The following is an 11,912-nucleotide window of genomic DNA, read 5'->3' on the forward strand; positions in this document are numbered from 1 at the left end:
TCAGCAGGTTATGCAGATATCAATGTTATGTAATTGTGACGAGGTCGCAGAGGTTGAAAGTTGAACAGTGACAGGTATCACAAAATAACATTCTGAATAATAAGAAATATTTATGGTGAGCTGGAAACGGGGATTTTTTGTTGCGTGATATGTCGCCCGTTTGTGTAAAAATAGTGTTACATTTCTGTGATTCTGATTTTAACGGGCGAAGCGTTTGAGAGAAGGGTCAGCGCATCTGAAACCAGCGACGCCAGATAAAACGGATAACAAAAAACTCCAGCGTGCCAAGCAGCAAAAACCACAGGCAAAATACCAGCGTATAGAGCTGGTTGAGATCCTGGAGGTGTAAGCTCTGCTGCAGTCGCTGCGCCCATATCAGACCAAAAGAGGGGGCGGGCAGCAGAAGCGCCGAAAGAAAGCCCAGCAGCAGGATCCCGCCTGGAATAATCAGTGTTTCGAAAGGGTTTTTCATCGCTCTTTTCCTGTCAATATTGCGCGTGCATTAGCGCATAAAAGGGGCGGGCAGTGCAATCTGTGAATCAGATGACGCCAGGAAATTTCTGCGATTCCATCAACTTAGCGTTAAAAATAGCGGCAGTTAAGAGTTATAGCCTTTGCTATACTTAAACCCCTGATTTTGTTGTCTTTTTTTTGGGGTGTTTGCATGCTAGACTGCGCGCACTTTTTTATGACTGACTTATTAATACGAACAAAGCAGAGGATTTACGCATTTGTTCGCTAACTGGCTAAAAACCCATGACATTCATCGCAACCCTGATCCTGGCTTTTGGCATGTCAATGGACGCCTTTGCCGCTGCACTGGGTAAAGGTGCGTCGTTGCACCGTCCGGGAATAAAAGAAGCCTTACGCACTGGCCTGATTTTTGGTGCCATCGAAATGCTGACGCCGCTGATCGGCTGGGCAATCGGCCTGGCGGCCAGTCACTACATCATGGCGTGGGATCACTGGGTGGCCTTTGGTCTGCTTAGCGTACTGGGCGGCCGTATGATTATGGAAGGTTTCCGCCAGACAGCAGATGAGCCCTGCGAAGCGCCGCAGCAGCACGGCTTTATGGTGCTGGCGCTGACGGCGGTTGCCACCAGCCTTGATGCGCTGGCCGTCGGCGTCGGTCTCGCTTTCCTGCAGGTTAATATTTTGTTCACCGCGCTGACCATTGGTGCTGCAACCACGCTGATGGCGACAACCGGTGTGCTGGTGGGACGCTTTATCGGCCCGGTGCTGGGCAAGTGGGCAGAAGTGCTGGGGGGTGTGGTCCTGATCTGTATCGGCAGCACGATTCTGATCGAGCATCTGGGATTGATGAGCTGAACGTTAATTTTGTGATCTGGCTCAAATAAAATTGCATGAAAAACGCGCTGCCGCTATAATTTGCGCGTAATTTTTCAACAATATTTGAGTCAGGTGTTTCATGAAAGCTTTTTTCCGTTATGTGTTTCGCGCCTATGTCGCAACCTTTAAACACGTACCGCCGGGCGCGCTTTCTTAAGCGTCCAGAGTTACCCTCGATAATCGCCTTCAGGGATCGAAGGATGATTATCACCTCTCATCTTTGTCCTTTCCCGCACGCAGACTGACACAAACCTTCACCACTTTCTTTGCAGGTCATACCGCATTTCTGGCTGGCTTTTGATACGCTGCGCGCCATTTCTTATTATAACGAGGCGGTTATGCAGCTTTGCAGTTTTTATCTGATTGATTGTGCACGCAAAAGCTATGGCATCGTGCAGAAAGAGGGTGTGGTCGATCTGGGGCTGCGCTTCGGTGACGTCTGTCCCGACCTGAAAACCCTGCTGGCGCGCGGTGGTATCAGCGATCTGGCCGCATTTGAGCATCTGCCAGCGGATCATGCGTTTAGTGCCATTCGTTTTCTGCCGGTCATTGAGCAGCCGGGAAAAGTTTTCTGCGTCGGCATGAACTATGCCGATAAACGTAAAGAGTTTGCGGAAACGCTGGAGGCGCCCACGCTGTTTGTCCGTTTCGCTGACTCACTGGCGGCGCACGAACAGCCGCTGCTGAAGCCTGCGACTACCGCAGAATTTGACTACGAGGGCGAGCTGGCTGTGATTATCGGCAAAGCCGCCTCGCAGGTGTCGGCAAGCGACGCGCTGGCGTATGTGGCGGGCTATAGCTGCTTTATGGATGCCACTGTCCGCGATATGCAGTTTACCTGGTTTACCGCCGGAAAAAACTGGCAGCAGACCGGCGGCTTTGGCCCGTGGATGACCACGGCTGATGAGATCCCCGATCCGCAGCAGCTGGCGATCAAAACCTGGCTTAACCAGCGCGAAGTGCAGAACGACACCACGGCCAGTATGGTGCATCCGGTGGCGAAAATTATTGACTATATCTCTGCGTTTAGCCCACTCTCGCCGGGAGACGTTATTATTACCGGATCGCCCGGCGGCGTCGGCAAAAAGCGTACGCCACCGCTGTTTATGTTCCCGGGTGATGAGATTGAAGTGGAGATTGAAAAAATCGGTCGTCTGCGTCACCGGGTGGTCTGACCGTAACCCGGCGCTGCTGCCGGCAGGGTGATCGTTTACCGGCGATAGCGTATTATCTCTGCACGGGTGATGGCGTACCACCCGATCCAACCGCCGCTGTTTTCAGACGGCTGATGACGCCTGACTATACGCTTATCCCTGCGCGGAGAGGGCGGCGGGTCAGGCGTTTTTCGTTTCCTGCTGCCGTTACGCGCGCTTCATTCCGGAGATCAAATTATGCTGAAGTCGCTGTGTGCCGTAATCGTCGGCGGAGCTGCTGGCTGCACCCTGCGCTGGCTTATCTCGCTACGTTTTAACGCGCTGTTTCCTGATTTGCCGCCAGGCACGCTGATCGTCAACCTGGTGGGCGGTTTCATTATTGGCGCCGCTCTGGCGTGGTTTATGCGTTACCCACAGCTCGATCCGGCATGGAAACTGCTGATCGTTACCGGTCTGTGCGGCGGCCTGACCACGTTTTCTACCTTCTCAGCAGAAATTGTCAGCCTGCTACAATCAGGTAAATACCTGTGGGCAATGTCGAGCGTGCTGGTGCATGTCGTGGGTTCGCTGCTGATGACCTTTGCGGGCTTTGCAGTGGTTAACCTGCTCGGCTGAGCGCCCGCCAGCGGCCCGTCAGGGAGGATTCTGTTCAGACGCAAAGGAGCGTAACCATGCCGGGCAATCCACTTTTTCTTAATCTGGTCCTGCTGCAGGGCGAGCCTGCAGCAAAGCTGCGCGCGGCGCAGGATGCAGGGTTTGATCAGGCTGAAATCTGGCGCGAGGATGTAGAAAAGATGGAGACGGCGCACTTAGCGCACTCCGCGATCCGTTTCACTAATCTGCAGGTGCTGCGCGATTTTACCGGCGCGCCGGACAGCGAGCGCCAGCAAAAGCGTGAGGAGCTGCAGCAGTTTATCCGGCTGGCGCGTGCGATTGGCTGCGACACCATCCAGGCGCCTGCCACCACGCGACAGGATTGCATCCCGGAACGCATTGATGACGATCTGCGCTGGCTGGCGGCGGAAGCGGCGCGCCATGAGATGCGCATCATGTATGAGCCTATGGCGTGGAGTAGCGTGGACAATACGCTGCCGCTTGCCTGGCAGCGCCTGCAGCGTCTTGATCTGCCTAATGTTGGCCTGGTGGTGGATCTGTTTCATATCTGCGCGCTGGGTGGTGACGCGTCGCACCTTGAGGGCATCCCGGCCAGCCGTATCTATGAAGTCCAGCTGTGCGATATGGCTGAACAGCCGCCGCAGAATAATCAGGCGCTGAGCGACTATGCGCGTCACCAGCGGCTGCTGCCGGGCGACGGCATTATTGATGTGGCCAGCTTTGTCAGTCGCCTGCAGCGAGCCGGTTATGCTGGTCCGGTTGGCATTGAAGTATTCAATGACCAGCTGAAAGCGCAGCCGGCGGCAGAGAGCGCACGGCGCGCCTGGCAGGCGCTGAATCGCTGCTGGCGCTAATCCTGCAGGCACTGCGCAATATAGGTTACCGCCTCTCTTGCGCCCTGCGGCGAGATGGTGTGGCCGGTGGTGGCTTCGAAAGCGGCCGTTACGTTAACGCCTGCCGCCTGTAACCGGCTGACGGCGGACGCTGTTTCGCTGAAGGGGATCACCTCATCCGCTTTGCCGTGGATCAGTAGCGCGGAAGCGCAGGGCTGCGGGGTTAGCGGTTCGTCGAATGCCAGCCGGCCGGAAAATGCCACCACGCCGGCCAGCGGGTAGCGTCCTGAAGCCAGTGCATCCAGCGCCATGATCGATCCCTGCGAGAAGCCGACCAGAATAACGTTTTCCCAGGCATCCGGCATGCCGTGCTGCGCCATCAGGCGCTGCAGCGTATCATCAAATGCATCGCGCGCCGCACGCACGCGCGCCGGACGATTCTCCGGCGTAACGCCGGTCAGGCTGAACCACTGATAGCCCATCGCATGCTCAAATGGCCAGGGCGCGTCGGGGGAAGCAAACGCCACGTCGGGCAGCAGCCCGCTCCAGTGCTCACCGAGCACCGCCAGATCGTCACCGCTGCTGCCAACGCCATGCAGAAAAATAACCAGTGCTTTTGCCATGCCTGCTCCTTAAAAACCGTACGCTGCCATATCCGGCCCGGCGGGCACGATGCCGTTGGGGTTCAGAGCGTTAATCGAATAGTAGCCCTGTTTGATATGGTCCATGTTCACCGTCTGTCGTATGCCCGAGACCGCCAGAACGCTTTTCAGATAGCGATCCAGCAGCGGATAGTCGCACAGACGACGCAGGTTGCATTTGAACAGGCCATAGTAGGCGGCGTCAAAACGAATCAGCGTGACAAACAGCCGGATGTCGGTTTCAGTCAGGCGTTCGCCCAGCACAAAGGTACGGCCATCTTTCAGCAGCGCTTCCAGCTCGTCCAGCTGCGCAAAAACGTCGCTGAAAGCCTGCTGATAACTTACCTGGGTAGTGGCAAAGCCGGTACGATAAACGCCATTATTTAACCGGGTGTAGATCGTTTCATTCAGCGCATCGATCTCCGTGCGCAGATCGGCAGGATAGAGATCCAGGCGATCGTCAGCCAGATCGCCAAAGCCGCTGTTCAGCATGCGCAGAATATCGGCCGACTCGTTATTGACGATAGTCTGCGTCTTTTTATCCCACAGCACCGGGACGGTGGCGCGTCCGGTAAAAGCGGCATCGGCGCGGGTATAGAGTTCATGCAGATACTCAGCCTGGTTCAGCGTGTCGCGCTGCGCCCCCGGATAATCGCCAAAGCGCCAGCCGGCGCTGCCCAGCTGCGGTTCAACCACGGAAACAGTAATCACCTGTTCCAGACCTTTCAGGCTGCGCGCAATCAGCGTACGCGATGCCCACGGGCAGATCAGCGCCACGTAGAGATGGTAGCGATCCGGCTCTGCGGCAAATTCGGTTGTGCCATCAGCACTGATCCAGTGACGAAACTGCGAGGTCTGTCGTACAAATCCACCCTGCCGATCGGTGGCCTGTACCGGATGCCAGGCTTCACTCCATTTGCCATTCACTAACATAACGCTGCTCCTGTGTAATCAGGGCGCAGAGAGTAGCGCGCCGCGGGCCTGGTGATAATCCAGGCAAAACGGCTTTCATTCTTTCCGAAATGGAAGTAATCAGGCGGGCGGCTGATGGAGGAAGTGGCTGGCCAGAAAGTCGATCAGCAGCCGGGTTTTCTGCGCCAGAAAACGGGCAGAGGGGTAAAGTGCAAACAGCCCCATGGGCGGCGGCGCAAACTCCGCCAGCAGCGTAACAATCTCCTGACGCTGCAGAGCGGGCGTGGCGATAAAGCCGGGCAGGCGGGCGATACCGAGCCCGGCGACGGCAGCGTGCAGGCACGCTTCGGTGTTGGAAAAACAGAGGCGGCCGCGGATCGGTACCGTGGCGCTGTCGCCTGCAGCCGTGACAAAAGGCCAGTTCCACGGATCGCGAAAGTTGGTGTCGCTGATGCACTGGTGTCGGGCGAGATCGCGCCAGTGCTGTGGCGTGCCATGCCGGAGCAGGTAGGCCGGCGATGCGGCAATATGTACCGGCACGTCACCCAGTCGCCGGGCGATCAGGCTGCTGTCATCGAGGCGGCCGATGCGCACCGCCAGATCGAACCCTTCATCCACGATATTGACAGCGCGATCGGAAAAGCTGACGTCCAGCTCGATTAGCGGATAGTGACGGGCAAACGCGACCAGCACCGGTGCCAGTACCGCCGTTCCAAAGGTGCCAGGCGCGCTGATACGCAGCCGGCCAGAGGGCAGGCTGGCATTTTCGCGCATAGCGTCATCCAGCGCATCAAACGCATCCAGCAGCGTTTTAATGCGTTCATAGTAAGCGCGGCCCGCATCGGTCGGAGAGAGCGCCCGCGTGGTACGTTTGAGCAGCTGAACGCCCAGCAGCTGCTCAAGCCGCGACACCAGCTTTGACGCCTGCCCGCTGCTGGCGCCAAGGCGCATCGCCGCAGCGGCAAAGCTGCCCGTCTCCAGTACAGCGACAAACATCCGGTCACAATCAAGTCGATCCATCTTCTCTCCAGGCAGGCCAAAGCCAGAGTATACGCATCAACCGGCGCCCCCGGGCGGGAATTCCGTCGCAGGGAGCGCATTAATGCGTCCCTGGCCGCAGCCCGCACCGCGCCGGCGTCATCGCGTTTCGCACGCGGATTAACCCGGGCGCCATAAATGGCGTCATCACGTTCCGCCCGCGCATTAACCCAGGGCGCCATTAATGGCGCCCCTACGGGGCATTGTAGGGGGCGCATTAATGCGCCCCTGCCCGCATCGCGCACTGCGCCGGCGTCATCGCGTTTCGCACGCGCATTAACCCGGGCGCCATTAATGGCGTCATCACGTTCCGCCCGCGCATTAACCCAGGGCGCCATTAATGGCGCCCCTGCGGGGGCATCGCAGGGGGTGCATTAATGCGCCCCTGGCCGCAGCTCGCACCGCCCCTGCATTGCATCATGGCGGGAAAGGGCGCCGTGACGTATCGTATACGCATTCATCCGGGCGTCATAAAGGGCGCCCCTGGCCGGGAGAGCTGCATGTCACTGCATTTTCTATCATCACTGACGGAGATCGCGGCTGCTGAATGGGACGCGCTGCTGCCTGACGATCAGCCCTTTTTACGCCACGCCTTTCTGACCACCCTTGAGGAGAGCGGCAGCGTGCGCGCTGAAACGGGCTGGCAGCCGGCACACCTGCTCTGGCGGGAGCAGGGCAAAACCGTCGCTGCGCTACCGGGCTATGTTAAATCCCACTCGCGCGGAGAATATGTCTTCGATCAGGCCTGGGCCGAGGCGTGCCAGCGCGCGGGGATCCGCTACTACCCCAAATGGCTCGGTGCCGTTCCGTTCAGTCCGGTAACGGGGCAGCGTCTGCTGGGCGAAGCGTCCGCCATCACTCAGCTGCTGACCGCGCTGCCGGACGCGCTGCTGGCGCGACAGATAAGCGGGGCGCATATCAACTTCACCACGCCGTCCGCCAATGCCCTGATCGCAGAGCAGTCCGACTGGCTGATGCGCCTCGGCCTGCAGTATCACTGGCACAACCGTCACTACCGCGACTTTGCCGACTTCCTTGATACGCTGATGTCGCGTAAACGCAAGCAGCTGCGCAAAGAGCGGGAGCTGGTGCAGCAGAGCGGCTTTGTCTTTAGCTGGTATCGCGGTGATGAACTGCGGGAGGATCAGTGGGATTTTGTCTACACCTGCTACGTCAGCACCTATGCGGTACGCGGCCAGCGTCCTTACCTGACGCGTGCATTTTTCAGTCTGCTGGCAGAGCGTATGCCGCAGGCGATTCGCGTGGTTATCGCCACGCTGGATGAGCGGCCTGCCGCGATGGCCTTTTACCTGTGCGACAGCACCACGCTTTATGGCCGCTACTGGGGCTGTCTGGCAGAGTTTGACCGCCTGCATTTTGAAACCTGTTTCTATCAGGGCATGGAGTTTGCTATCGCAGAAGGGCTGCAGCGCTTTGATGCGGGAGCGCAGGGTGAGCACAAACTGGTGCGCGGTTTTGAGCCGGTGATAACGCACTCGTGGCACTATCTGGCGCATCCGGGACTGCGCGCGGCGGTGGAGGATTTTCTGCAGCAGGAACGGGCAGGGGTGCACGACTGGGCCGATGAGGCGCGTGCAGCCCTGCCGTTCCGGCGCGGCGATTAATCGGTGCCGACAAAACCGCCGGTCTGATGCTGCCACAGGCGGGCATAGAGACCGTTCTGCGCCAGCAGCTCGTGATGATTGCCCATCTCCACGATCTCCCCCTGCTCCAGCACCACCAGCCGGTCCATCTTCGCAATGGTCGACAGACGATGGGCGATAGCGATCACCGTTTTGCCCTGCATCAGGCTCTCCAGGCTCTCCTGAATGGCCGCTTCCACTTCAGAGTCCAGCGCCGAGGTGGCTTCATCCATAATCAGAATCGGCGCATCTTTGAGCAGCACGCGGGCGATAGCGATACGCTGTCGCTGACCGCCGGAGAGCTTGACGCCGCGCTCACCGACGTGCGCCTCCAGCCCGGTGCGCCCCTGAGAATCAGAGAGCAGCGGAATAAACTCATCGGCACGCGCCTGCGTGATGGCCGCCTGCAGCTCCGCTTCCGTGGCGTCGGGACGACCATAGAGCAGATTGTCGCGGATGGAACGGTGCAGCAGTGAGGTATCCTGCGTGATCATACCAATCTGCCCGCGCAGGCTCGCCTGAGTCACATCCGCAATGTTTTGATCGTCAATCGCAATGCGGCCGCCGTTGAGGTCATACAGGCGCAGCAGCAGATTCACCAGCGTGGATTTACCGGCACCGGAAGGGCCAATCAGGCCGATTTTTTCACCCGGTTTAATCGTCAGATTCAGCCGGTTAATCACCTGACGGTTAGTGCCATAATCAAAGCGCACATCTTCAAAGCGGATCTGACCGCGCGTCACCCGCAGCGGTGGCGCCGCCGGCGCATCCTGGACGCTGAGCGGCTGCGCAATAGTACCCAGCCCATCCTGCACCATGCCGATATTTTCAAAAATACCGTTCACCACCCACATGATCCAGCCTGACATATTCACCAGCCGGATCACCAGCCCGGTCGCCAGTGCAATGGCGCCGACGCTGATCAGCGACTGGCTCCAGAGCCACAGCGCCAGCCCGGAGGTGCTGACAATCAGCAGGCCATTGAGCGCAGAGAGCGTGATGTCCATGCTGGTCACCATGCGGCTGGCGTGGCGGGTTTTGTCGGTCTGGTCCTGAATCGCCTCGCGTGCGTAGCGCTTCTCCAGATCGGTATGCGCAAACAGCTTGATGGTGGCAATGTTGGTGTAACCATCCACAATGGTGCCCATCAGGCGCGATCGCGCCTCTGAAGAGACCACCGACCGCTGCTTCACGCGCGGGACAAAAAAGCGCAGTGACAGGCTGTAAGCGATCAGCCAGATTACCAGCGGGATCATCAGCCGCCAGTCCGCTTCTGCAAACAGCACCAGCGAGGTACCGGCGTAAATCACCACATGCCAGATGGCGTCCACCAGCTGTACCGCTGAATCGCGCAGCGCGTTGCCGGTCTGCATGATGCGCTGGGCGATGCGGCCGGCAAAATCGTTCTGAAAGAAGTTCAGGCTCTGGCGCAGTACATAGTTATGATGCTGCCAGCGGATCATGCTGGTCATGCCGGGGTTGATGCTCTGGTGAACCAGCAGGTCGTGCAGGGCGATCACCACCGGCCGCAGGATCAGCGCCACCGCCGCCATCCAGAGCAGAGTCGGCCAGTGTTCACTGAAGAGCGTCGCCGGCGTGGCATGGCTGACGAGGTCGATAATGCGGCTGAGATAGCTGAACAGCGCCACTTCAATCAGCGCCTGCGCCAGGCCCACTACCAGCAGCGCGGCGAAACCTGGCCATACCTGACGCAGATAGTAGCGATAGAACGCGCCGAGGGTGGCGGGGGGAGAATCCGTTGGTGCATCCTGAAAAATATTGATAAAACGTTCAAAACGGCGAAACAACATAGGGTCACTCTTTCCGGAAGGTCAGAGTTAACAGCTTAGTGCAATCAGATGGAGATCACGGATATGGAGATAAAGATTCGCGGCCGCGAACCGCGCGATGCCGCGGCTTACCAGCGTCTCTACAGTCAGCCAGAGGTATATCGCTGGACCACGCAGCTGCCCTTTCCCAGCGTGGCCACGTGGGAGAAAAAATTTGAGCGCATGGACGCTGAAGGCTATATCGCGTTTGTCGCTGAGCTGGAGGGGCAGCTGGTGGGCGAACTGACGCTGTTTACCGAACAGCGGCTGCGCACCCGCCACAGCCTGAGCTTTGGCATCAGCGTTGATCCGGCGTTTGCCGGACGCGGCATCGGTGAGCAGCTAATCCGCACCGGGCTCGACTACGCCTTTAACTGGATGGGGATTATCCGCGTGGAGCTGGAAGCGTTTCATGACAACGCGCGCGCGCTGCGCCTCTATACGCGTCTGGGCTTTGAGCATGAGGGCGTAAAGCGCAAAGCGTGCCTGCGCGATGGCGACTATCACGATATTGTGGTGATGGCGAAACTGCGCGACCCGCAGTGACGCTGCGCGCGCCTTCTGAAGCGCACGAAAAGAAGAGCTGACAGCAGAGCCGCCGCACCGTGCGGCTCTGCTGCGTTCTCAGGCGGGGCTACTGGCTCTTTTTAACGTAGTTCTGCATATTCTCTTTGGTGACCAGCTCAAACGGGATCCAGACGTGAGAAGCGACTTTTTCACCGGCAATCAGCTTTTGCGCGACCTCAACGGACGTTTTGCCCTGGCCGATGGCGTCCTGAAATACGGTGACCTGAATTTTATCCTGCGCCAGCGCCTGCAGACCATCCGGCGTGGCGTCAATGCCGCCAATCAGCAGCTTTTTGTTGCTTTTTGCCAGCGCCATGGCTGCGCCAATCGCCATCTCATCGTTGTTCGCCGCGACAATATCAATCGTCTCGCCGTTGCCAAGCCAGTTAAGCATTAAATCCATGCCTTCGTTGCGCGCATAGTTAGCCGGCTGTTTCTGCACCACTTTCATGCCGGGATATTTTGCTACCACCTGCTCCACATCTTTCGTGCGCTGCAGGGCACCGGCATCAGTGAGATTGCCGATCATAATCGCCACATTGCCTTTGTAATCAGCCATTTTAGCCAGCGCTTCCATCTGCAGCGTGCCCGACTCACGCTCATCCGAGCCCACGAACACCACTCCCGGCGGCAGCGTTTTATCGCCCGGCGTACGGTTCACATACACCAGCGGAATTTTTGCCTGCTGTGCCAGACGGGTCAGCTGCGGCGTGCTGGCCGAGTCCACCGGATCGACAATGATGGCATCCACGCCCGCGCCGATAAAACTCTGTACCTGATCGGTCTGACGGCCGACATCGCCGCGTGCATCTTCAAACTGCACCGCCAGCCCGCGCGCTTTCGCCTCTTTATCGATCGACTGGCGGATGATGGTTAAAAAGTTCTGATCAAAGTAGGCCATCGACACGCCGATTTTATCCGCCAGCGACGACGCAGAAGCCGAAAGCAATCCCACCAGCAGCACCGCTTTTACTGTTTTCATTGCGTACTCCAGAGCATGAGAGAAGAGAGGGTGGAACAAATATTTCAGTAAAATTAAAAATGACCTTTTGCAACCATTTGAGACTACGATCGGCGCGCAAGCCTGACAATCTGCCGGTGCGCGTTTTGCTGCCGGGAGCACAGATCGGTCCGCACATAGCCAGTGCCAGCCGCCTTTTCTTTCGCCTGGCGCACACTCTGCGGCGTTCACCGGAGAAAGATCGGCAATCTGTGCGGCACAGCACGCGGCATTGTGCCAAACGCTGAAAGCGGGACCGTTTTTAACCTGCCGATCCCTGCAACCGCACAATGACCGTGCACCAGCCCGCTTTCTATAGTTGCTGAACAG

12 protein-coding genes and 1 riboswitch are annotated in these 11,912 nt (G+C 58.3%); of the genes, 6 read left to right on the forward strand and 6 right to left on the reverse strand.

The window, feature by feature from the left end; translation table 11 throughout:
- Nucleotides 1-226 precede the first annotated feature (226 nt).
- Nucleotides 227-472 carry a DUF1158 domain-containing protein gene (locus DBY66_RS14555; RefSeq protein ID WP_039381087.1) on the reverse strand — a complete coding sequence of 82 codons (246 nt, stop codon included), beginning with the start codon at nt 470-472 and terminating at the stop codon, nt 227-229.
- Nucleotides 473-756: 284 nt separating this feature from the next.
- Here DBY66_RS14555 and mntP point away from each other — a divergent pair, with 284 nt between their 5' ends.
- The 4 genes from mntP (at nt 757) to DBY66_RS14575 (ending at nt 3,973) form a co-directional block, all read left to right on the forward strand.
- Nucleotides 757-1,329 carry a manganese efflux pump MntP gene (mntP, locus tag DBY66_RS14560; protein WP_039381085.1) on the forward strand — a complete coding sequence of 191 codons (573 nt, stop codon included), beginning with the start codon at nt 757-759 and terminating at the stop codon, nt 1,327-1,329.
- A 359-nt stretch (nt 1,330-1,688) separates the two neighbouring features.
- Nucleotides 1,689-2,525, forward strand: coding sequence for a fumarylacetoacetate hydrolase family protein (locus tag DBY66_RS14565; protein WP_108570181.1), 837 nt, complete (start codon nt 1,689-1,691; stop codon nt 2,523-2,525).
- 56 nt (nt 2,526-2,581) lie between these two features.
- Nucleotides 2,582-2,655, forward strand: a riboswitch (Fluoride riboswitch).
- An 86-nt stretch (nt 2,656-2,741) separates the two neighbouring features.
- Nucleotides 2,742-3,119, forward strand: coding sequence for a fluoride efflux transporter CrcB (gene crcB / locus DBY66_RS14570; protein ID WP_039381082.1), 378 nt, complete (start codon nt 2,742-2,744; stop codon nt 3,117-3,119).
- 56 nt (nt 3,120-3,175) lie between these two features.
- A complete protein-coding gene (locus tag DBY66_RS14575) occupies nt 3,176-3,973 on the forward strand; it encodes a sugar phosphate isomerase/epimerase family protein (protein ID WP_071669260.1) in 798 nt (265 codons plus the stop codon).
- Here the strand turns inward: DBY66_RS14575 and DBY66_RS14580 are convergent.
- The 3 genes from DBY66_RS14580 to DBY66_RS14590 all read right to left on the reverse strand — a co-directional run bounded on the left by DBY66_RS14580 (nt 3,970) and on the right by DBY66_RS14590 (nt 6,525).
- A complete protein-coding gene (locus DBY66_RS14580; protein ID WP_094112041.1) occupies nt 3,970-4,575 on the reverse strand; it encodes a prolyl oligopeptidase family serine peptidase in 606 nt (201 codons plus the stop codon). The two genes, DBY66_RS14575 and DBY66_RS14580, sit on opposite strands and share 4 nt — an antisense overlap.
- Nucleotides 4,576-4,584: 9 nt before the next feature.
- The gene (locus DBY66_RS14585; RefSeq protein WP_039381074.1) at nt 4,585-5,526 is read right to left on the reverse strand and encodes a glutathione S-transferase family protein; all 942 of its coding nucleotides are present in this window, start codon (nt 5,524-5,526) and stop codon (nt 4,585-4,587) included.
- A 99-nt stretch (nt 5,527-5,625) separates the two neighbouring features.
- A complete protein-coding gene (locus DBY66_RS14590) occupies nt 5,626-6,525 on the reverse strand; it encodes a LysR family transcriptional regulator (protein WP_104085995.1) in 900 nt (299 codons plus the stop codon).
- A gap of 518 nt (nt 6,526-7,043) precedes the next feature.
- Here DBY66_RS14590 and DBY66_RS14595 point away from each other — a divergent pair.
- Nucleotides 7,044-8,168 carry a GNAT family N-acetyltransferase gene (locus DBY66_RS14595; RefSeq protein ID WP_094112262.1) on the forward strand — a complete coding sequence of 375 codons (1,125 nt, stop codon included), beginning with the start codon at nt 7,044-7,046 and terminating at the stop codon, nt 8,166-8,168.
- Here DBY66_RS14595 and DBY66_RS14600 read toward each other — a convergent pair.
- Entirely contained in the window at nt 8,165-9,997 is a 1,833-nt protein-coding gene (locus tag DBY66_RS14600; RefSeq protein ID WP_039381067.1) for an ABC transporter ATP-binding protein, read from the reverse strand. The genes DBY66_RS14595 and DBY66_RS14600 overlap by 4 nt on opposite strands.
- Before the next feature lie 63 nt (nt 9,998-10,060).
- Here DBY66_RS14600 and DBY66_RS14605 point away from each other — a divergent pair, with 63 nt between their 5' ends.
- Nucleotides 10,061-10,561, forward strand: a complete 501-nt coding sequence (locus tag DBY66_RS14605) for a GNAT family N-acetyltransferase (protein ID WP_071669262.1) — start codon at nt 10,061-10,063, stop codon at nt 10,559-10,561.
- 88 nt (nt 10,562-10,649) lie between these two features.
- Here DBY66_RS14605 and DBY66_RS14610 read toward each other — a convergent pair whose 3' ends face one another.
- Nucleotides 10,650-11,564, reverse strand: a complete 915-nt coding sequence (locus DBY66_RS14610) for a sugar ABC transporter substrate-binding protein (protein WP_039381064.1) — start codon at nt 11,562-11,564, stop codon at nt 10,650-10,652.
- Nucleotides 11,565-11,912 lie beyond the last annotated feature (348 nt).

The sequence above is a fragment of the Pantoea sp. RIT413 genome (assembly GCF_003057675.2).
Classification (GTDB): Bacteria; Pseudomonadota; Gammaproteobacteria; order Enterobacterales; family Enterobacteriaceae; genus Pantoea; species Pantoea eucrina.

What these genes read in the sequence shown, in the direction of transcription:
- DBY66_RS14555 (WP_039381087.1), bottom strand. Translation starts at nt 472, where the DNA reads ATGAAAAACCCTTTCGAAACACTGATTATTCCAGGCGGGATCCTGCTG.
- mntP (WP_039381085.1), top strand. Translation starts at nt 757, where the DNA reads ATGACATTCATCGCAACCCTGATCCTGGCTTTTGGCATGTCAATGGAC.
- DBY66_RS14565 (WP_108570181.1), top strand. Translation starts at nt 1,689, where the DNA reads ATGCAGCTTTGCAGTTTTTATCTGATTGATTGTGCACGCAAAAGCTAT.
- crcB (WP_039381082.1), top strand. Translation starts at nt 2,742, where the DNA reads ATGCTGAAGTCGCTGTGTGCCGTAATCGTCGGCGGAGCTGCTGGCTGC.
- DBY66_RS14575 (WP_071669260.1), top strand. Translation starts at nt 3,176, where the DNA reads ATGCCGGGCAATCCACTTTTTCTTAATCTGGTCCTGCTGCAGGGCGAG.
- DBY66_RS14580 (WP_094112041.1), bottom strand. Translation starts at nt 4,575, where the DNA reads ATGGCAAAAGCACTGGTTATTTTTCTGCATGGCGTTGGCAGCAGCGGT.
- DBY66_RS14585 (WP_039381074.1), bottom strand. Translation starts at nt 5,526, where the DNA reads ATGTTAGTGAATGGCAAATGGAGTGAAGCCTGGCATCCGGTACAGGCC.
- DBY66_RS14590 (WP_104085995.1), bottom strand. Translation starts at nt 6,525, where the DNA reads ATGGATCGACTTGATTGTGACCGGATGTTTGTCGCTGTACTGGAGACG.
- DBY66_RS14595 (WP_094112262.1), top strand. Translation starts at nt 7,044, where the DNA reads ATGTCACTGCATTTTCTATCATCACTGACGGAGATCGCGGCTGCTGAA.
- DBY66_RS14600 (WP_039381067.1), bottom strand. Translation starts at nt 9,997, where the DNA reads ATGTTGTTTCGCCGTTTTGAACGTTTTATCAATATTTTTCAGGATGCA.
- DBY66_RS14605 (WP_071669262.1), top strand. Translation starts at nt 10,061, where the DNA reads ATGGAGATAAAGATTCGCGGCCGCGAACCGCGCGATGCCGCGGCTTAC.
- DBY66_RS14610 (WP_039381064.1), bottom strand. Translation starts at nt 11,564, where the DNA reads ATGAAAACAGTAAAAGCGGTGCTGCTGGTGGGATTGCTTTCGGCTTCT.